19 protein-coding genes are annotated in these 19,496 nt (G+C 67.2%); 10 read left to right on the forward strand and 9 right to left on the reverse strand.

The genetic code is table 11. From position 1 onward, the window contains the following. The first annotated feature begins 20 nt into the window (after nt 1-20). The 5 genes from fliF to fliJ are packed head-to-tail and all read left to right on the forward strand — an operon-like array spanning nt 21 to nt 5,449. Nucleotides 21-1,817, forward strand: a complete 1,797-nt coding sequence (gene fliF / locus HMPREF2886_RS28945) for a flagellar basal-body MS-ring/collar protein FliF (RefSeq protein ID WP_033969318.1) — start codon at nt 21-23, stop codon at nt 1,815-1,817. A gap of 5 nt (nt 1,818-1,822) precedes the next feature. After that, nucleotides 1,823-2,839 (forward strand): flagellar motor switch protein FliG, encoded by a 1,017-nt coding sequence (fliG, locus tag HMPREF2886_RS28950; protein WP_003082212.1) that lies wholly within the window; start codon nt 1,823-1,825, stop codon nt 2,837-2,839. A gap of 1 nt (nt 2,840) precedes the next feature. Beyond that, nucleotides 2,841-3,647, forward strand: a complete 807-nt coding sequence (gene fliH / locus HMPREF2886_RS28955; protein ID WP_033969317.1) for a flagellar assembly protein FliH — start codon at nt 2,841-2,843, stop codon at nt 3,645-3,647. After that, nucleotides 3,637-4,992, forward strand: a complete 1,356-nt coding sequence (fliI, locus tag HMPREF2886_RS28960; protein WP_033969315.1) for a flagellar protein export ATPase FliI — start codon at nt 3,637-3,639, stop codon at nt 4,990-4,992. The genes fliH and fliI overlap by 11 nt, the downstream gene beginning before the upstream one ends. A gap of 13 nt (nt 4,993-5,005) precedes the next feature. After that, entirely contained in the window at nt 5,006-5,449 is a 444-nt protein-coding gene (gene fliJ, locus HMPREF2886_RS28965; protein WP_003086459.1) for a flagellar export protein FliJ, read from the forward strand. Between the two features lie 4 nt (nt 5,450-5,453). On the opposite strand, the gene HMPREF2886_RS28970 is transcribed toward fliJ, so the two are convergent. The 3 genes from HMPREF2886_RS28970 to HMPREF2886_RS28980 all read right to left on the reverse strand — a co-directional run bounded on the left by HMPREF2886_RS28970 (nt 5,454) and on the right by HMPREF2886_RS28980 (nt 8,836). Continuing rightward, a complete protein-coding gene (locus HMPREF2886_RS28970; protein ID WP_003086461.1) occupies nt 5,454-6,167 on the reverse strand; it encodes a TorF family putative porin in 714 nt (237 codons plus the stop codon). Between the two features lie 198 nt (nt 6,168-6,365). Next, complete coding sequence (roeA, locus tag HMPREF2886_RS28975) at nt 6,366-7,562, reverse strand: diguanylate cyclase RoeA (protein WP_070748853.1); 1,197 nt, start codon at nt 7,560-7,562, stop codon at nt 6,366-6,368. Between the two features lie 116 nt (nt 7,563-7,678). After that, nucleotides 7,679-8,836 (reverse strand): multidrug effflux MFS transporter, encoded by a 1,158-nt coding sequence (locus HMPREF2886_RS28980; protein WP_070748855.1) that lies wholly within the window; start codon nt 8,834-8,836, stop codon nt 7,679-7,681. 89 nt (nt 8,837-8,925) lie between these two features. Between HMPREF2886_RS28980 and HMPREF2886_RS28985 the strand changes: the two genes are divergently transcribed. After that, nucleotides 8,926-9,705, forward strand: coding sequence for an AraC family transcriptional regulator (locus tag HMPREF2886_RS28985; protein WP_033969454.1), 780 nt, complete (start codon nt 8,926-8,928; stop codon nt 9,703-9,705). 4 nt (nt 9,706-9,709) lie between these two features. Here the strand turns inward: HMPREF2886_RS28985 and HMPREF2886_RS28990 are convergent, their stop codons facing one another. Beyond that, nucleotides 9,710-10,420, reverse strand: a complete 711-nt coding sequence (locus HMPREF2886_RS28990) for an rRNA pseudouridine synthase (RefSeq protein ID WP_070748857.1) — start codon at nt 10,418-10,420, stop codon at nt 9,710-9,712. A 112-nt stretch (nt 10,421-10,532) separates the two neighbouring features. Between HMPREF2886_RS28990 and hcuA the strand changes: the two genes are divergently transcribed. Together hcuA and hcuB are read left to right on the forward strand one after the other, a co-directional pair. After that, nucleotides 10,533-11,156, forward strand: coding sequence for a hydrophobic compound transporter HcuA (hcuA, locus tag HMPREF2886_RS28995; protein ID WP_057388870.1), 624 nt, complete (start codon nt 10,533-10,535; stop codon nt 11,154-11,156). 92 nt (nt 11,157-11,248) lie between these two features. Beyond that, entirely contained in the window at nt 11,249-12,397 is a 1,149-nt protein-coding gene (gene hcuB / locus HMPREF2886_RS29000) for a hydrophobic compound transporter HcuB (RefSeq protein WP_033969310.1), read from the forward strand. Between the two features lie 3 nt (nt 12,398-12,400). Here the strand turns inward: hcuB and HMPREF2886_RS29005 are convergent, their stop codons facing one another. Further along, nucleotides 12,401-12,622: a VF530 family protein gene (locus HMPREF2886_RS29005; protein ID WP_003082243.1), complete on the reverse strand. Its 222-nt coding sequence runs from the start codon at nt 12,620-12,622 to the stop codon at nt 12,401-12,403. Between the two features lie 100 nt (nt 12,623-12,722). Beyond that, nucleotides 12,723-12,914 carry a hypothetical protein gene (locus HMPREF2886_RS29010; RefSeq protein ID WP_003109112.1) on the reverse strand — a complete coding sequence of 64 codons (192 nt, stop codon included), beginning with the start codon at nt 12,912-12,914 and terminating at the stop codon, nt 12,723-12,725. Between the two features lie 471 nt (nt 12,915-13,385). On the opposite strand from HMPREF2886_RS29010, the gene hcuC reads away from it, so the two are divergent. Further along, the gene (hcuC, locus tag HMPREF2886_RS29015; RefSeq protein ID WP_070748859.1) at nt 13,386-15,152 is read left to right on the forward strand and encodes a hydrophobic compound transporter HcuC; all 1,767 of its coding nucleotides are present in this window, start codon (nt 13,386-13,388) and stop codon (nt 15,150-15,152) included. 2 nt (nt 15,153-15,154) lie between these two features. Here the strand turns inward: hcuC and HMPREF2886_RS29020 are convergent, their stop codons facing one another. Beyond that, nucleotides 15,155-15,490 carry a lysozyme inhibitor LprI family protein gene (locus HMPREF2886_RS29020; RefSeq protein WP_033969303.1) on the reverse strand — a complete coding sequence of 112 codons (336 nt, stop codon included), beginning with the start codon at nt 15,488-15,490 and terminating at the stop codon, nt 15,155-15,157. A 104-nt stretch (nt 15,491-15,594) separates the two neighbouring features. Continuing rightward, the gene (locus HMPREF2886_RS29025; RefSeq protein WP_070748861.1) at nt 15,595-17,919 is read right to left on the reverse strand and encodes an LTA synthase family protein; all 2,325 of its coding nucleotides are present in this window, start codon (nt 17,917-17,919) and stop codon (nt 15,595-15,597) included. A 254-nt stretch (nt 17,920-18,173) separates the two neighbouring features. Here HMPREF2886_RS29025 and HMPREF2886_RS29030 point away from each other — a divergent pair, with 254 nt between their 5' ends. Continuing rightward, on the forward strand, nt 18,174-19,013 hold the full coding sequence (locus HMPREF2886_RS29030) for a CvfB family protein (RefSeq protein WP_003082250.1): 840 nt from the start codon (nt 18,174-18,176) through the stop codon (nt 19,011-19,013). A 9-nt stretch (nt 19,014-19,022) separates the two neighbouring features. Here HMPREF2886_RS29030 and HMPREF2886_RS29035 read toward each other — a convergent pair whose 3' ends face one another. Continuing rightward, the gene (locus tag HMPREF2886_RS29035; protein ID WP_057388873.1) at nt 19,023-19,397 is read right to left on the reverse strand and encodes a hypothetical protein; all 375 of its coding nucleotides are present in this window, start codon (nt 19,395-19,397) and stop codon (nt 19,023-19,025) included. Nucleotides 19,398-19,496 lie beyond the last annotated feature (99 nt).

Below are 19,496 nucleotides of genomic sequence, written 5' to 3' on the forward strand. Positions count from 1 at the left end.
GGCGCGAGGATAACTAGTTCATGGCCGATGCACTGATCGACAGCCAGGTTCCCGCCAAGAGCGGCGGTGCCGGGATGCTGAAGAAATCCTTCCCGGGACTGTCGTTCCTCGACAACCTTTCCGAGATGACCATGCTGCGCCAGATCGGCCTGCTGGTCGGTCTCGCCGCCAGCGTGGCGATCGGCTTCGCCGTCGTGCTCTGGTCCCAGCAGCCGGACTACAAGCCGCTCTATGGCAGCCTCAACGGGGTCGACGCGAACCGCGTAGTGGAAGCGCTGACCGCGGCGGACATTCCCTACAAGGTCGAACCCAACTCCGGCGCGCTGCTGGTCAAGGCCGACGACCTCGGCCGGGCACGCATGAAGGTGGCCTCCGCCGGCGTGGCGCCGACCGACAACAACGTCGGTTTCGAGATCCTCGACAAGGAACAGGCGCTGGGCACCAGCCAGTTCATGGAAGCCACCAACTACCGCCGCGGCCTGGAAGGCGAGCTGGCGCGCACCGTGTCAAGCCTGAACAACGTCAAGGCCGCCCGCGTGCACCTGGCGATCCCGAAGAGCTCGGTGTTCGTCCGCGACGACCGCAAGCCCAGCGCCTCGGTGCTGGTCGAGCTGTATCCGGGACGCAGCCTGGAGCCGAGCCAGGTGATGGCGATCGTCAACCTGGTCGCCACCAGTGTGCCGGAACTGGACAAGTCGCAGGTCACCGTGGTCGACCAGAAGGGCAACCTGCTCTCCGACCAGCAGGAACTCTCCGAGCTGACCATGGCCGGCAAGCAGTTCGACTTCACCCGGCGCATGGAAGGCCTGCTCACCCAGCGCGTGCACAATATCCTGCAACCGGTGCTGGGCAACGGTCGCTACAAGGCCGAGGTGTCCGCCGACGTGGACTTCAGCGCGGTCGAGTCGACCTCGGAGATGTACAACCCGGACCAGCCGGCCCTGCGCAGCGAGCAACGCAACAACGAGGAGCGGCAGAATTCGTCCGGCCCGCAGGGCGTGCCGGGGGCGCTGTCGAACCAGCCGCCGGGCCCGGCCACCGCGCCGCAGCAGGCCACCGCCAGCGCGCCGGCCGACTACGTCGCGCCGGGCCAGCCGCTGAAGGACGCCAACGGCCAGACCATCATCGACCCGAAGACCGGCAAGCCGGAGCTGGCGCCGTACCCGACCGACAAGCGTGACCAGACCACCCGCAACTACGAACTGGACCGCTCGATCAGCTACACCAAGCAGCAGCAGGGGCGCTTGCGCCGGCTGTCGGTGGCGGTGGTGCTGGACGACCAGATGAAGGTCGACGCGAAGACCGGCGAGGTCAGCCACCAGCCCTGGAGCGCCGACGAACTGGCGCGCTTCACCCGCCTGGTACAGGATTCGGTGGGCTACGACGCCAGTCGCGGCGACAGCGTCAGCGTGATCAACGCGCCGTTCGCCCCGGCCCAGGCCGAAGAGATCGACAGCATTCCGTTCTACTCGCAACCGTGGTTCTGGGACATCGTCAAGCAGGTGCTCGGCGTGCTGTTCATCCTGGTCCTGGTGTTCGGCGTGCTGCGTCCGGTGCTGAGCAACATCACCGGCGGCGGCAAGGGCAAGTCGCTGGCCGGCGGCGGCGGTCGCGACGGCGACCTGGCGCTGGGCGAGAGTGGCCTGGAAGGCTCGCTGGCCGACGACCGGGTGAGCATCGGCGGGCCGTCGAGCATCCTCCTGCCGAGCCCCACGGAGGGGTATGATGCGCAATTGAACGCGATCAAGAACCTGGTCGCACAGGACCCGGGCCGCGTCGCCCAGGTCGTGAAAGAGTGGATCAACGCCGATGAGTAAGCGCCATGAGTGAGAATCGTCTCGCCGCCAAACTGACCAAGGTCGACAAGGCCGCCATCCTGCTCCTGTCGCTCGGCGAGACCGACGCGGCGCAGGTGCTGCGGCACATGGGGCCGAAAGAGGTGCAGCGGGTCGGCGTGGCCATGGCGTCGATGCGCAACGTGCATCGCGAACAGGTCGAGCAGGTGATGGGCGAGTTCGTCGAGGTGGTCGGCGACCAGACCAGCCTCGGCGTCGGCGCCGACGGCTACATCCGCAAGATGCTCACCCAGGCCCTCGGCGAGGACAAGGCCAACAACCTGATCGACCGCATCCTCCTCGGCGGCAGCACCAGCGGCCTGGACAGCCTGAAGTGGATGGAGCCGCGTGCCGTGGCCGACGTGATCCGTTACGAACACCCGCAGATCCAGGCCATCGTGGTCGCCTACCTCGATCCCGACCAGGCCGCCGAGGTGCTCAGCCATTTCGACCACAAGGTGCGCCTGGATATCGTCCTGCGCGTCTCCTCGCTGAACACCGTGCAACCCTCGGCACTGAAGGAACTCAACCTGATCCTGGAGAAGCAGTTCGCCGGCAATTCCAACGCCACCCGTACCACCATGGGCGGGGTCAAGCGCGCGGCGGACATCATGAACTACCTCGACAGCTCCATCGAAGGCCAACTGATGGATTCGATCCGCGAGGTCGACGAAGACCTGTCCGGACAGATCGAGGACCTGATGTTCGTCTTCGACAACCTCGCCGACGTCGACGACCGCGGCATCCAGGCGCTGCTCCGGGAAGTCTCCTCGGACGTACTGGTGCTGGCGCTCAAGGGCTCCGACGAAGCGATCCGCGAGAAGGTCTTCAAGAACATGTCCAAGCGTGCCGCCGAGCTGTTGCGCGACGACCTGGAGGCCAAGGGGCCGGTACGGGTCAGCGAAGTGGAAGGTGCGCAGAAGGAAATCCTCACCATTGCCCGGCGCATGGCCGAGTCCGGCGATATCGTGCTGGGCGGCAAAGGTGGCGAGGAGATGATCTGAGGTGGTCCCCCACGACAAGGACAAAGACAATCCCAGCGAACTGATCCGCGGCAAGGACGTGGCGGCCTTCGGCCTCTGGTCGTTGCCGAGCTTCGACGAGCCGCGCGACGAGCCGGCCGTTCCCGCGCCGCAGGAGCCCGCGGTTGCCGAACCCGCGCCGGCGTCGCCGACGGTGGAAGAGGTCGAGCTGGAGACCGTCAAGCCGCCGACGCTGGAGGAAATCGAGGCGATTCGCCAGGACGCCTACAACGAAGGCTTCGCCACCGGCGAGCGCGACGGCTTCCACGCCGGCCAGTTGAAGGCGCGGCAGGAAGCCGAGGAAGCGCTGAAGGAGCGCCTGCAAAGTCTCGAGCGCCTGATGACGCAGCTTCTGGAACCCATCGCCGAGCAGGACGCCCTGATCGAGCAGGGCATGGTCAACCTGGTCAACCACGTTGCCCGCCAGGTGATCCAGCGCGAGCTGCACATGGACTCCAGCCATGTCCGGCAGGTCCTGCGCGAAGCTCTGAAGCTGCTGCCGATGGGCGCGGCGAACATCCGTATCCATGTCAACCCGCAGGACTTCGAGCGGGTCAAGGCGCTGCGCGAGCGCCACGAAGAGAGCTGGCGGATTCTCGAGGACGATTCGTTGCTGCCCGGCGGCTGCCGCATCGAGACCGAACACAGTCGCATCGACGCGACCATCGAGACGCGCCTGGCGCAGGCAGTGAAGCAACTGTTCGAGCAACAGCGCGAACAGGCGACCCATCCGCTGGCCAGCGACATCCGGATCGACCTCGACGCTCCCGGAGACGTCGATGCGCCTTGAGCGAACCAGTTTCGCCAGGCGCCTGGAGGGCTACACCGAGGCTGTCTCGCTGCCGGCGCAGCCGGTGGTCGAGGGCCGCCTGCTGCGCATGGTCGGCCTGACCCTCGAAGCCGAAGGCCTGCAGGCCGCGGTCGGCAGCCGCTGCAACGTGATCAACGAAAGCGGCTACCACCCGGTGCGGGTGGAGGCCGAAGTGATGGGCTTCTCCGGTAGCAAGGTGTACCTGATGCCGGTCGGCAGCCTCGCCGGCATCGCGCCCGGCGCTCGGGTCGTGCCGCTGCCGGACACCGGGCGCCTGCCGATGGGCATGTCGATGCTCGGCCGGGTGCTCGACGGCGCCGGCCGCGCCCTCGACGGCAAGGGCGGGATGCGCGCCGAAGACTGGGTGCCGATGGATGGCCCGACGATCAACCCGCTCAAGCGCCACCCGATCAGCGAACCTCTCGACGTCGGCATCCGCTCGATCAATGGCCTGCTCACGGTCGGCCGCGGCCAGCGCCTCGGCCTGTTCGCCGGGACCGGGGTGGGCAAGTCGGTGCTGCTGGGGATGATGACCCGTTTCACCAGGGCCGACATCATCGTCGTCGGTCTGATCGGCGAGCGGGGCCGCGAGGTGAAGGAATTCATCGACGAGATCCTCGGCGAGGAAGGCCTCAAGCGCTCCGTGGTGGTCGCCTCGCCGGCCGACGACGCGCCGCTGATGCGCCTGCGCGCCGCGCAATACTGCACGCGGATCGCCGAGTACTTCCGCGACAAGGGCAAGAACGTATTGCTGCTGATGGACTCGCTGACCCGCTACGCCCAGGCCCAGCGCGAGATCGCCCTGGCCATCGGCGAGCCGCCGGCGACCAAGGGGTATCCGCCATCGGTGTTCGCCAAGCTGCCGAAGCTGGTGGAACGCGCCGGCAATGCCGAGGCCGGTGGCGGCTCGATCACCGCGTTCTACACCGTGCTCTCCGAGGGCGACGACCAGCAGGACCCGATCGCCGACGCCGCTCGCGGCGTGCTCGACGGGCACTTCGTATTGTCCCGGCGGCTGGCCGAGGAAGGCCACTATCCGGCCATCGATATCGAAGCTTCGATCAGCCGGGTGATGCCGCAGGTGGTCGAGGCCGAGCACTTGCGCGACGCCCAGCGCTTCAAGCAGCTCTGGTCGCGCTACCAGCAGAGTCGCGACCTGATCAGCGTCGGTGCCTACGTAGCCGGCGGCGATCCCGAGACCGACCTGGCCATCGCGCGCTTCCCGGTCATGCGCCAGTTCCTGCGCCAGGGCCTCGACGAAAGCGAAAGCCTGGTGGAAAGCCGTGCGCGGCTGGCGAGCCTGCTCGCCGGCGGGCAGGCCTGAGGCGCCCTGAGGCATGGAGAAGCGCGCGGCGCGGCTGGCGCCGGTGGTGGACATGGCCAGCAAGGCCGAGCGGGATGCCGCGACCCAGCTGGGCAGGTGCCAGCAGCAATTGCTCGCGGCACAGCAGAAGCTGGCGGAGCTGGAGCGCTACCGCAACGACTACCAGCAGCAATGGATCAGCCAGGGCCAGAAGGGCGTCAGCGGCCAGTGGCTGATGAACTACCAGCGCTTCCTCTCGCAACTGGAGACCGCCGTTGTCCAGCAGGCCAACAGCGTGACCTGGCACCGCGAGGCGGTGGACAAGGCGCGGCTCAACTGGCAGGAGAGATACGCCCGCCTGGAAGGGCTGCGCAAGCTGGTCGAGCGCTACCTGGAAGAGGCGCGCCAGGCCGAGGACAAGCGCGAGCAGAAACAGCTCGACGAACTCGCCCAGCGTACCCGCCGCCAGGACGACTGACGACTCAGAAGAACGGACGCGACGCCTTCAGCATGAACGTGGTGTCGCAGTAGCTGTTGTGTCCCGAGTAGGCGCTGCAATCGCTGCCGGTCAGGCTGGTGCCGCTGTAGGACAGGTTCAGGTCGATGCCCAGCCAGGGCCGCGAGAGGTTCACCGACCAGTCGTTGAAGACGCTCACATAGCCCCCGCCGCTGAGGCTCGCCGGGTTGTCCAGGCGATGGTTGCCGTACTTCAGGGTGACGTCGAAACCGAACGGCGGGTTGACCCCGAGGTCGGCGAACAGGGTGGTGTCGTTGCGCCCCGGGTCGCTGCTTAGGGCCGCGCCGAGCCGGCTGCCGAAGATCGACAGGCCACCGTAGAGTTCGGCCGCGTCGTTGGCCGGCTGCTCCGGGCGGCTGTAGCGGATCAGGCCCATTTCGTAGCCCAGGCGGTTGTTCAGCGGGCGCTTGAAGCCGGCGTAGGAGTCGATCTCGGTGGGCTTGCCGGGGTCGAGGTTGGAGGTCCAGTTGCCGATGTACCAGCCACTTTCGTGGCTTAGGTCGAGGCCGCCGTGGAAACTGCCGGAGCTGCCCGGGGTGACCAGGCCCTGGGCCATGCTGCGGGTCGGACTGGTGGCCAGCTTGAGTTCGAAATCGCCCAGGTCGCGGGCCATCACCTGGGCCAGGGCCGAGGAACTGGCGAGCAGGGCACAGGTGAGCACGAGCAGGTGCTTGAGCATGGTTCTCCCCTGGTAATGCGGACAACGGCGCTGCGCCGGTCTTCCCGCACGACGCCAACGGCAAGGCCGCGGCATGGGGCCGGGCGAGGTCGGGCAGGTCGGAAGGGCAGGAAGAGCGGCGAGCTAGAGCGCCACGGACCATCTTAACCAAGGTTCGGGCGGCTGACCGACCGCTCGTCAGGGCCGGCCGATCAATTGTTACCGCAGGCTTTCCGCGAGGCTGGCCAGGCGAATCACTTCCACCCGGTTGCGACCGCTGCTCTTGGCCCGGTAGAGAGCCTGGTCGGCGGCGCTGTAGAGCTGCTCGTAGCTGGCCTGGCCGCCTCCGTCGAGGCTGGCCACGCCGAAGCTGGCGGTCAGGCAGAGCACGCCGTCCTGCGTCGCCAGCGGGGTACCTTCGAGGCGTTCGCGGAGTTTTTCCGCAAGGCTGCGAGCCTGCTGCTCGGCGGTGTCGGGCAGGAGCAGGAGGAATTCTTCCCCGCCCAGGCGCGCCACGCTGTCGCTGCTACGGGTATTGCCGCGCAGCAGGTTGGCGGCATGGCGGATGACCTCGTCGCCGAAGGGGTGCCCATAGCGGTCGTTGATGTACTTGAAGTGATCCAGGTCGACCATCAGCAGGCTCAGCGGCTGCGGTTGGCGAGCGATGCGCGCGAGCTCCATGAGCACCAACTGGTCGAACTCGCGACGATTGAACAGGCCGGTCAGGGGGTCGTGACCGGCCAGGTACTCCAACTGGCGATTCTTCTCCTCCAGCTCCTGCCGCTGCAACTCCAGCTTGCGTTGCTGGCGCAGGTTGCGCACGTGGCCGTGCCAGAGGATCAGCGACAGCAGCAGGCCGAGGCCGAACGCGGTGAGGCCGTTGGCCTGGTTCGACAGGCGCAGTTGCGGGTCGGCCTGGGCGTGGTCCATCGCCACCTCGAAGGCCAGCATCGCCAGACCGTAGAAGGGCACCGCGTAGGCCGGGCGGATCAGGATGAACATGGCGCAGGCGAAACAGGCCAGCAGCAGCGGCGTGATGTTGCTGGTGATGCGCTGGTCGATGCAGGCGATGGCGACGCCGAAGCCTATGATCCCTGCGCCGCCCAGCAGGATCAGCAGGCGCATGCGCCACAGCTTGGGTGGCTGGCGGCGCAGCCATAGCGCGAGCAGGCCGATGCCGCCGAAGAGCAGGGCCATGGCGCCATGGGCGTACATGATTTCCTGGCGCCAGAGCTGATGGCCGAGGTCCGGGCGGAAGTCCTTGAGGGAAAACACCAGGATGTGGATCAGGTTGAAGGGGACGGTCAGCAGCGCGAGGTGGGACAGACGCGAGAGATTCTCCTGGGCGATGGGAAGGGCCAGGGACGAATTCACCTCGATGGCGTGCTGGATCGATTCGAGCGTCGTTCTGGCCACGTTCTGCGGGTCCGCGTGGGCGCTGTGCCATCACAGCATAGCAGCGTCGCGACGGCCGCCCTATCCGGCTTTCCGGGCCGGTCGTCCGGTTTGCACGGGCGTACCTGGTACCGCTTTCATTCCGGCAGCCGCCTGGCCAGCAGCAGTGCGACCAGGCCCAGCAGACTCCAGTACGCCGCCAGCGGCCAGGGACGGTCGAACGGTAGCAGGGTGGACGCGCCCAGTCCGAGGCCGATCAGCAGGTAGTAGGCGAGCCCGAACAGGGCTCCGGCGCGTCCCCGGCAATCGTCGTAGGCGTGCAGCGCCGGACCCAGCAGGTTGGGAATCGCCACGCCGAAGCCGATGAAGATCGGCAGGGCTGGCAGCGCCCAGTACAGGCCTTCGGCGTATCCGACGGCGGCCAACAGCGTCTGCGCTGTCGCGCCGGCGGCCGCCAGCGCCAGGCCCAGGCGTACCCGGCGAGCGCTGTTCCAGGTGCGCGGCAGGCGTCGGTTGAGCAAGGAGCCGAGGCTCCCGGCAATGGCGATGGCCAGGCCGATCCAGCCGAAGCCCAGGCCGGGCAGGTCGCCGACCATGAACGGCCCGGCGGCGTAGAAGGAGAACACCAGCACATTGAGCACCGCCACCAGCAGTGCGCGCGTCTGTAGTGGGCGATCGGCGAGGACCCGTCGGAAGATCGCCAGGGTCGCGGGCTCGGGCGTGCCTGCCAGCAGCGGACGGGTTTCCGGCCAGGCCGGGACGACCAGCGCCGCCAGCGAGGCGAGCAGCACCGCCAGGGTGGCGAACACCGCCGGGTGCCCGCCGAGGTCGGCCAGCCACTGGCCGCTGAGGGGACCGACTGCCGGCGACCAGGCCAGCACCGCGCCGAGCGTGACGAAATAGCTCATCAACGCCGGGCCTTGCAGCACATCGCGCAGGCTGGCCTGCACCGTCACCGAGCAGGTCGCCAGGCCGAGGCCTTGGGCCAGGCGACAGGCAAGCAGGTAGGAATAGTCAGTACTGGCCCAGGCACCGAAGGTTGCCAGGGCCGCCAGGCCGAGCCCGCCGAGCAGAGCCGGGCGCCGGCCGAAGCGGTCGGCCAGCCAGCCCCAGAGCCAGATGCCGGGGGCGAAACCGACGAAGAACAGCGCCATGGTCCACTGGCTGGTAGCGTCGTCCAGTCGCCAGTGGCTGGCCAGGGCCGGCAGGGCGGGGGAAAGGATGGTTTCGGCGACTTGCGGCAGGGCTAGCAGGGCGAGCACCAGCAGCAGGGGAGGGCGAGGACGGTCAGGCATGACGGCTCCGGAAAAAAGAGCCAAGCCTAGGTTGCTTGCGCCTGGCAGAATGCTGCGGTCAGGACGGAAAACATCGCGAAGAGGACAAGGTGCCGCGCTATCCCTACGAACGGGTCGAGGATCCCGATCTCGCCCGCTGCCCGGTGGTCGGCCTCGAGGTCGACAGCACCGGCCACCGCAGCGACTGGCATTGCCACCGGCGTGCGCAGTTGCTGTACATGGCGGCCGGTAGCGTTACGCTGTATTTCGCCGAGCGCATTTGCCAATTGACGCCGCTCCAGGCCGCCTGGCTGCCGGCCGGCGTGCCGCATCGCACGGTCCTGCACGGGCGCTTCGCCTACCGCAGCCTGTACTTCGAACCCTCGGCGTTCGCCGAGCTGCCGGACAGCGTCCAGGTCCTCGAGGTCGGGCCGCTAATGCGCGAACTGATCCTGCGCATGACCGGCTGGGCAGCCGACTTGCAATTGGAAGGGCGGCACCTGACGCTGTTGCGCGCACTGTTCGATGAACTGGCGACCGCCCCGGCACACGCCGCGAGCCTGCCGATGCCGCGCGATGCGCGGGCGCTGAAGGTGGCCGAGGCGCTGCTGGCGCAACCCGCGCTGGACTGGAGCATCGAGGCATGGGGACGCGAGGTCGGCGCCAGCGGGCGGACCCTGGCGCGTCTGTTCACCGAGCAGACCGGCCTGGGTTTCTCCCGCTGGCGAACCCAGGCTCGCTTGTTCGAAGCGCGGAGACGTCTGGCCGAAGGCCGCTCGGTGACCGAGGTCGCCCACGCCCTGGGCTACGCCAGCGACAGCGCGTTCATCGCCATGTACCGGCGGGTCTGCGGACAGTCGCCGGGGCGCGCCCTGCGTGGCCTCGAATGAGCGCTCAGAAGCGTTCGTGGAGGCCGAGGTAGCGCCATTCGCCGAGCGGTAGCCTGGCCAGCGACAGCGCGCCGATGCGCAGGCGGCGGATGCTCCGCACTTCCAGCCCCTCGCTTTCGCACATGAAACGCAACTGGCCGGGCAGCACGTCTTTGAGGGCGAAGCGCAGGTGGCTTTCGTTCTGCCAACTGACCTTGCACGGCGATAGCCTACGGCCCTGGTAGGCGAGGCCGTGACGCAGGCGCTCGAGGCCGCCGGCGGCCAGGTCGCCGGCGACCTCGACCAGGTATTCCTGCTCCAGCCGTGCACCGTCGTCCACCAGCTTGCGCAGTACGCCGTGCTGCTGGCTGAACACCACCAGCCCGGAAGCCTCGCTGTCCAGCGCAAGGGTGGGACGCTGGCGGGCGAAGTGTTTTTTCAGCGCTCGCAAGGGACCGGGGTCATCGCTCCAGCGCCGCCCCGCCGCGAGCAGGCCTGCGAAATCGTCGTGGCGCCAGCCGGCCGGCTTGTGCAACAGCAGGGTGGCCGGTTCGATCGTTTCCGCGCGGGCGCCCGGCAGCAGCTCCACGCGTTGGTCGAGCACCTTGAACTGTGGCTCCTCGATCACTTCGCCGTCGACGCTGACCCAGCCGCCCTCGATGTACAGCTCGGCTTCGCGGCGCGAGCAGGCGGTGAGTTCGGCGAGGCGTTTGGACAGGCGGATCGGATCGGTCATGGCGAGGCTACTGGAATGAAAGACCGCCAGTTTACTCGTTGTGGCGAGGGGCGCCGAGGAATGATTCGGCGCCCGCTCGGTCCCAACTTAAGGAACCGGAGAGGAGACCCTCATGCAGTCACGCCTGATCGATGGCCTGGAGTGGGACCTGGACGAGCAGGGCAGCGGCGGCCTGTGCAACGTCCATGGCGACAAGGTCCATCTGCGCCAGGGCGACATGGACGGCGCCTGCGGGCCCTACTGCCTGGTCATGGCGATGCTGGTCCGCGGCCAACTGCGCCGGCGCCAGGCCAAGGGCCTGGAGCGGGTCGACAGTCGCAGTCGCTACGGGCGCCTGATGAAGGCGCTGGGCCAGCACGGCCCGCTGCTGCGCGTCGGCACCACCGGCGTCGACCTGCTGGAGCTGCTGGCCGAGATCAACGATACCGAGCATTTCGCCCTCAAGGGCGAGGGGCGCAGGTTGGTCCGGCACACCCGCGAATACCTGGAGGCCGGCTTTCCGGTAGTGCTCGGTTTCCACGGTCGCAAGGGCAGCGATATCCGCCACTGGGGCCTGGCCATCGGCATGAGCGAGCGCGCCTTCCTGCTCCTCGACCCGGCCCACGACCTGCCGCGCGGGCAGGCCTGGAACGCGGTGATCACCAGCGAGGCGCACGGTTCCCGGTTCGGCTATCGCTATATCAATGCCAAGGGCACCTGGGCGGTGACCCTCAAGGAAATGGTCGCCTTGCTTTGAGGGGCGGGTTTGTTACAGCCCGTGTGCGGACCGCCAGGCGCGGCGGATCTGCGACTAGAGTGGTGTTTTTCGCTTGGGGAAGGAGAGAACGCATGCCGGGCCTGTCTTTGAATGCCATCCTGCTGAGCGCCGTCGCGTTGCTCGCCCCGTCGGCCGAAGCGGTGGACGCCGGTCGCCACGACAGCGAACTGGGCGCCGTCGAGGTTACCCCGGTGGTTGGCGGTCTGGCCTATCCCTGGGCCGTCGCCTTCCTGCCGGACAACCAGGGCATGTTGGTCACCGAGCGGCCCGGCAGCTTGCGTTTCGTCAGTCCCGAGGGACAGTTGTCGGCGCCGCTGGAAGGCGTACCCAGGGTCTTCGCCAGCGGCCAGGGGGGACTGCTCGACGTCGCCTTGTCGCCGGGGTTCGCCGAGGACCGGCTGGTCTACCTGACCTATGCCGAGGCCGGCGAGGACGGCCGCGCCGGAACGGCGGCGGGACGTGGCCGGTTATCGGCGGACAGGCGACGGCTGGAGGGCTTCCACGTGATCTTCCGGCAGTTGCCGAAGCTTTCCAGCGGCCATCACTTCGGCTCGCGCCTGGTCTTCGACGGCAAGGGCCACCTGTTCATCGCCCTCGGCGAGAACAACCAGCGCAGCACCTCGCAGGACCTGGACAAGTTGCAGGGCAAGATCGTCCGCCTGTATCCGGACGGCGGCGTTCCCAAGGACAATCCCTTCGTCGGCCGTGCCGACGCGCGGCCGGAGATCTGGAGCTATGGCCACCGCAACCAGCAGGGCGCCGCGCTGAATCCCTGGACCGGCCGGCTCTGGACCCACGAGCACGGCCCGCGCGGCGGCGACGAGATCAACATACCCCAGGCCGGCGGGAACTACGGCTGGCCGCTGGCGACCCATGGAATCAACTACACCCTGCTGCCGATCCCCGAAGCCAGGGGCAAGGCCGTCGAAGGTACCGAGGCGCCGCACCATGTCTGGGAGAAGTCGCCGGCGATCAGCGGCATGGCGTTCTACGATGCGCAGCGCTTCCCGGCCTGGCAGCATAATTTGTTCATCGGCGCGCTGGCGACGCAGGAACTGATCCGCCTGCAACTGGATGGCGACCGGATCGTCCACGAAGAGCGCCTGCTGGGCGATCTCGGGGTGCGCATCCGCGACGTGCGGCAGGGCCCGGACGGCTATCTCTACCTGCTCACCGACCAGAAGGACGGGCAATTGCTGCGCCTGGGGTTGGCGCGCTAGCCTTCAGCCTTGGTTGCGCTTGAGCTGGACGTAGAGCGCCTCGACCTTTTCCCGGGCCCAGGGCGTCTTGCGCAGGAAGGCGAGGCTAGACTTGATGCTCGGGTCGTTCCTGAAACAACGAATGTCGACCCGTTTGCCAAGCTCCGCCCAGCCGTGGTGGGCGACCAGTTCGGTGAGCAGTTTTTCCAGGGTGACGCCGTGCAGCGGATCGGGATGGCCAGGCATGAAGGACTCGGGATTCAGGCAATGAAAAAGGGGATGGAGCGTGGCACATCTGCGTGCCGGCCTGCCATCCCCTTCGTAGTCCCCGGCGAGGGGCGGGCGATCAGCGCTTCTTGCTGATGGTGATCTGCCGCGACGGGCCGTAGACCTGGCCGCTGACGCCCTTGGCGATCTTCTGGATCTCGCCGCCGGCCTGGAGGAAGGCGGCGACCTGCGCTTCGATGGACTCGCGGGTTTCGACCGCGGGAGCCGGCTTGGCGGCTTTCGGCGCGACGGTTTTCTTCATGATGGCCATATCCGGGGACCTGTCTCTGCATTAAATATGGCCGTTCATTATAACCGAAGCGGCGTTTTATTTCATCTTGAATATTGTCGATCAGATTTCGGACGTAACCTGCTGTTTTCTATAAAGTCCGTTAGGCAATACCCGAGCGAGGCGCTGCGACATTGGCGAGCCGGCGGCGAACTGCTCGAGGCCTCCGCGGCTGGATGTCCCGCCGACCCCGGGCGACGCAGGATACCGCCAGGTAGACAACTCCCTTCGCGCATCCCGGCATGAATTCCAATGTTTGCACTAATTGGGCGAGAAAGTTCTCCGGGGTTCTATCTCGCCTATATCGAGAATAATGAAAAGTTCACGATTAGTTGTCGGCCAAGTTACCCGGATATATACGTCGATATCATCGCGCTGCCGGCCGGGGCATGCATCGCCTCGCTGCGTTCCCGGTGCTAACCTGCGGAACCCCAGCCGCCGAGCGAGCGCCGCATGCCAGCCATTCTCTCCTCCCGCCAACGTATCGCCCTGCGCCTGGCCTGGCGCTTCATGGCGCCTTACCGCTGGCGCATGCTCGGGGCCCTGGTGGCGTTGCTGTTCACCGCGGCGATCACCCTGTCCCTGGGCCAGGGTATCCGCCTGCTGGTGGACCAGGGGTTCCTCACCGCCTCGCCCGAATTGCTCAATCGCTACATCCTGCTGTTCTTCGTGCTGGTGCTCGGCCTGGCCATGGGCACCTTCGTGCGCTTCTACCTGGTGTCCTGGATCGGCGAGCGCTTCGTCGCCGATATCCGCAAGCGCGTGTTCGACCACCTGATCGAGTTGCATCCCGGTTTCTACGAAACCAACCGTAGCTCCGAGATCCAGTCGCGCCTGACCGCCGACACTACGCTGCTGCAGACGGTGATCGGTTCCTCGCTGTCGATGGCCCTGCGCAATGCCCTGATGCTGTTCGGCGGGGTGCTGCTGATGTTCGTCACCAACGCCAAGCTGACCAGCATCGTGGTGCTGGCGTTGCCGCTGGTGATCGCCCCGATCCTGCTGTTCGGCCGCCGCGTGCGCAGCCTGTCGCGGGAAAGCCAGGACCGGGTTGCCGACGTCGGCAGCTACGTCGGTGAAACCCTCGGCCAGATCAAGACCGTGCAGGCCTACAACCACCAGGCGCAGGATCGCCAGCGCTTCGCCGGCACCGTCGAACGCGCCTTCGACACCGCGCGCAAGCGTATCGCCCAGCGCGCCTGGCTGATCACCGTGGTGATCGTGCTGGTGCTCGGCGCGGTCGGCGTCATGCTCTGGGTCGGCGGCCGCGACGTGATCGCCGGCAGCATCTCGGCCGGCGAACTGGCCGCGTTCGTCTTCTACAGCCTGATCGTCGGCATGGCCTTCGGCACCCTCAGCGAGGTGATCGGCGAATTGCAGCGCGCCGCCGGCGCCGCAGAGCGCATCGCCGAGCTGCTCAGGGCGCGCAGCGAAATTCGTCCGCCGGCGCAGCCACGCAAGCTGGCGGCAAGGGTGAGCGGGAGGATCGAATTGCAGGCGGTGCGCTTCGCCTATCCGACCCGTCCCGAACACTGGGCCATCGACGATATCAGCCTGGCCGTCGAACCGGGGGAAACCCTGGCCCTGGTCGGACCTTCCGGTGCCGGCAAGTCGACCCTGTTCGATCTGCTCCTGCGTTTCTTCGATCCGCAGCAGGGGCAGTTGTTGCTGGACGGACAGCCGATCGTCGAACTGGACCCGGCCGACTTGCGCCGCAGCTTTGCCCTGGTGTCGCAGAACCCCGCGCTGTTCTTCGGCAGCGTCGAGGAAAACATCCGCTACGGCCGTCCGCATGCCAGCGCCGCCGAGGTCGAGGCCGCCGCGCGCGCCGCGCATGCCCACGAGTTCATCCTGGGTCTGCCGCAGGGCTACGCCACCCACCTGGGCGAGGGCGGCATCGGCCTGTCCGGCGGCCAGCGCCAGCGCCTGGCGATCGCCCGGGCGTTGCTGGTAGACGCGCCGGTGCTGCTGCTCGACGAGGCGACCAGCGCCCTGGATGCGGAAAGCGAGCACCTGATCCAGCAGGCCCTGCCAGGCCTGATGAGCGGACGTACCACCCTGGTGATCGCCCATCGCCTGGCCACGGTGCAGAGCGCCGACCGCATCGCGGTGATCGACCAGGGGCGGCTGGTGGCCATTGGTAGCCATGCCCGGCTGATCGCCGAGAACCCGCTCTATGCACGGTTGGCGGAACTGCAGTTCGCCGCTGGCGGACGCTAGCTTCAGAGCGGCTTGTCGATGCCCGCGTACTGCTTGTCCAGCTCGTCGATACGCTGCGCGTAGGCGCGGGAGAGGCAGTCGGTGTCGCCACCGCAGCGCCGGCGCTCGCGCAGCCAGTCCTGCTGCCGGTCCTGCATGGCGCCGCGGCCGCCCATGGCGAACAGGCCGCGGAGGAAGCGGTACTTGACGCTCATCTCGACGTCCTTGTCGTTCAGCGCACGGTTCGCGCAGATGGCCTTTTCGTCCGCTCGCGCAGCCTTTTCGCAATCGAAGCTGGCCGCTTCGGCCAGGGGCGCCAGCAGGAGCCCGCCGAGGGCGAGGAATGCCAGGTGCTTCATGCCGTTCTCCGTTTCGCCTGGTTGCTTGCGAATCTTCGACGCCAGCGACGGCGCTGGGTTCAGCGGGGAGCGCGCGGCCGGGTGGGCCAGGCGCTGCGGCGCGGTCAGTGCGAAAGGATCAGGGCCTTCTGCTCGGGGATGACGGTGCGCTCCCGGGGGGCGTCCGCGCGTTCGGTTTCCTCTGCTTCTGGGCGATTGGCGAACAGGCTTTTCAGGGTGCTCAGCAGCGGCTGTTCCTTCGCCGCTTCGGCGACCTGGCTGCGGCTTTCCACGGGTTCCGGGTTGGCCGCCGTGACCACGTGGAAGTCGCTGATCTCGATGATCCCACGACCCTCGGCGAGCAGGTGGAAGGAGAAAGCCTTGCGCGCTTCCGGGTTGTCGAAGGTGAAGCTCATGTCCAGCGGCTTGCCTTTGACCAGGCGCGGGATGTCCGGTACCGGTATGGGAACGTCGCGTTCGAACTCCTTGGTCTTCAGCGTCACCCGGGCGCCGTTGCGGTCCATCTGCAAGGCGCGGATCTTCAGGGTGACCGTGGTCCTGCTGTTCTTCGGCATCTCCAGGTATTGCGCGCCGATCAGGTTGTCGGTCCAGTCGTTGTGGGTTTCCGGCTTCAGGCGGATGCGTTCGTGGGTGGCGAACTGGAACTCCTGGCCCAACTGGCCGGCCTGTTGCACGGAGTGGTCGAGGACGGCGGCGCGCTGGCTGACCAGGCGTGCCTGGCGACCGCTGAAGCGACCGAGGAACTCGGCTTCGTCGGCGATGAAGCCCTCGCTGCGGTAGCGCCGGCAGACCTGCTGGAAATCGCATTCGACGAAGGTGTCCTTGCCGTCGTGGTAGCGCAGCATGCCGTTGGTGTAGGACATCATTTCGCGGCCGCTGGCGTAGTCGCGGAACAGCGAGCGCCCGGAAATCCCCGCCGGCACGCGGTAGCCGAAATAGTCGAGGACGGATGCGGCGAGGTCGACGTGGCCGTAGACCCCGCTCTTGATCGGCGGCAGCGCCGCCTGTTCCGGTGCCAGCACCAGGTTGAAGCCCCAGGCCGAGGCGAGGCGCACCTGGTCGACACCGTGGGACTCGTCGGAAGTGAGCACCACCAGGGTGTCGCGCAACACGCCCTGTTTCTCCAGGTCGGCGAGGAAGGCGTCGATCGCGTCGTCGAGATAGGCCACCGCGGCCCGCTTGGCGTTCGGGTAGCGGGCCAGGTAGTCGGCAGGCGCCGAATAGGGCTGGTGGGTGCCGACGGTGAGCAGGGTCAGCATCCAGGGTTTCTTCTGCTGGCGCAGCTGCTTCACGTAGGTCGCGGCGCCCTCGAAGAAGGCCTTGTCGTCCATGCCCCAGGGAAACTCCAGGTAGGACTTGTTGCGGAACCAGTCGCGCCCGAGGGTCTTGTCGAAGCCCATCTGCGGCATGACCTTGTCCTTGGCCATGAAGCGCAGGCCGGCACCCTGCAGGAAGTGCGTGCTGAAACCGTGCTGGCGCAGCTGGGCGGGCAGGCACTCCCTGGCCCGGGCCGGGTTGTTCAGCAGCTCGACGCCCTTCGGCGTGCCCGAGTCGAGCTTGCTGTAGTCGCCGCAGAGCATGGCGTAGAGGCCGCGGATGGTCTGGTGGCTGTGCAGCACGTAGTCCGGGGTGGTCATCGCCCGTTCGGCCCAGCCACTCAGCCTGGGCATCGGCGCTTCGTGGTAGCTGCTGTTGATGGCGGCGCGGTTGGCGGCGATATATGCGCCGGGGATTCCCTCCATGGCCACGATCAGGACGTTGCGCGCGCGCCCTCCGCCGGCCAGCAGCGGCGTTCCGGAAAGGTCGAGCTGGTTGAGCCCGGCGACGTCCGGCGGGGTGTCCGGACGGTCGCCGGCGAGCCAGTCTTCGACCGCCAGTTGGCCACTGCTGAGCGCGCTGGCCAGCAGTTTGTGCGGCAGGTTGTACTGCTGCCATTGGTCGGCATCGCTCGGACGCAGGTATTGCAGGCCGACATGCGCCGCCAGGAACGCCGCCGGCAGCGCGTAGGCATAGCGCGGCAGGCGCGGACCGCGGCGGCGCCAGAGCAGCACGCAAAGCAATGTCGCGCCGCCGAGGCCGAGCGCCAGTGGCAGGTGGGCGAGGCCACCGCCCTGGGTGGAGCTGCTGACGAACTGCGGATCCAGCAGGTACTTGAGGTCGGAAGGCTCCGGCATGCGCCCGACCGCGCCGACCAGTTCGGCATTGCCGATCAGGAACAGGCACCAGAGCAGCATGACCGGGAGCGCGAACCACAGGGAGCGTCGATGCAGGAGCAGCACCAGCAGGCTGCCGAGGGCCAGGTCCGAGAGATAGCCGAACGGCGCCGACCAGCCGAGCCAGTAGCGGCCGGCGAGGGGAACGGCCAGGAATAGCGCGGCCAGCGCCAGAAGCGAGCCGCAAGATGAGAGCCAACGGCTGAGTGGACGCACGGGAACTCCTGATGAGCGGCAGCGAGAATCCTTGATAAGGATGTTCCAAAAAAGTCTTTAGGGTTCACGATTTTGAAACATCGTTGTGCTTGCTGCCAGTAGACAGTCGGCATTTGGGAAATGTCCGCGTGGTTCAGGATGTTTCGGCGCGAACGGCCGGCAAGGCGATGAGCGGCGTCGGCGTACCGGCAAAAACTTCCGCCCGCATGCGTGGCGCCCGGTAGAATGCCGCCCCTTCGACAGGGGGAGACAACATGGCGGTCATCGGGCGTTTCAATTCACTGCAGGTGGTCAAGCACACGGAGTTCGGGCTCTATCTCGACGGTACCCAGCACGGCGAGATCCTCCTGCCCAAGCGCTATGTGCCGAAGGACCAGCCCAGCGAAGTGGGCGACTGGCTCAACGTGTTCATCTACCTGGATAGCGACGACCGCCTGATCGCCACCACCCAGACGCCCAAGGTCCAGGTCGGCGGTTTCGCCAGCCTGAAGGTCGTGGAGATCAACCGGATCGGCCTGTTCCTCGACTGGGGCCTGCCCAAGGACCTGCTGCTGCCGCATTCGGAAGAAAAGCGTCCGTTGCAGGTCGGCGACTACTGCGTGGTCTACGTCTACCTGGACAAGCGCACCAACCGCATCACCGCCACCGCGCGCCTGGACCGCCAGCTGGACAACCTGCCGCCGCGCTACAGCGTCGGCCAGGCGGTCGACCTGCTGGTGGTGGAGCGTACCGAGATGGGCTTCAAGGCGATCATCGAGGGCAAGCACTGGGGCCTGATCCACAAGAACGAGGCGTTCAAGTTCCTCCGCAGCGGCATGCGCGAACAGGGCTACATCAAGGAATTGCGCGCGGACGGCAAGATCGCCCTGAGCCTGCAACCGGTCGGCGCCGAGGCCGCCGTCGAGCTGAGCCAGCAGATCCTCGCCCGGTTGCTGGAGGCCGGCGGCAGCCTGCCGCTCAGCGACAAGAGCTCGCCGGAAGATATCCACCGGCTCTTCGGGGTCAGCAAGGGGACCTTCAAGAAGGCCATCGGCGGCCTCTACAAGAAAGGCCTGATCCTGATCCACCCGGAACGCATCGAACTGCCGCGCTGAGGTTTTCGCTCAGGTCTGGAGGAACGGGGCGAAGTCCAGGCCAGCGCCGCCGGGGCGGACGTCGCGCAGGCGCTTGCCGGGGTCCGCGCTCAGCTCCAGGCTGAGGGTCGGCCGGCGGGCGTTCTTGTCGCGCAGTTCCAGGCTGTCCTGCTGCTGGCGAAGGAAACCGGTGGGTACCTTCAGGTGCTCCACTGCATCGCCGGCCGGGTTCGCCAGCAGCAGGTTGAGGAACTTGCCGGCCTTCAGTTGGCTGAGCGGAATATCGAACCACCAGACGTTCTTGCTCTTGTTGAAGCGGGCGAGCAGGGTGTTGCCGGCATCCAGCACGGACATGCCCAAGGCCTGGTTGAGCTGTGCGATGGCTGCCGCTTTATCGAGTTTCATGGAGTTTCCTGACGGGCCGCGCCGGCCGGGATGGCGGGCGGGTAGCCGGATATTCTAGCAGCCGGAGGGACGGCACAGGACCTGCGTGGCGCGCAGGCC

It is taken from the genome of Pseudomonas sp. HMSC066A08 (assembly GCF_001813025.1).
In the GTDB taxonomy this organism is placed as follows: domain Bacteria; phylum Pseudomonadota; class Gammaproteobacteria; order Pseudomonadales; family Pseudomonadaceae; genus Pseudomonas; species Pseudomonas aeruginosa.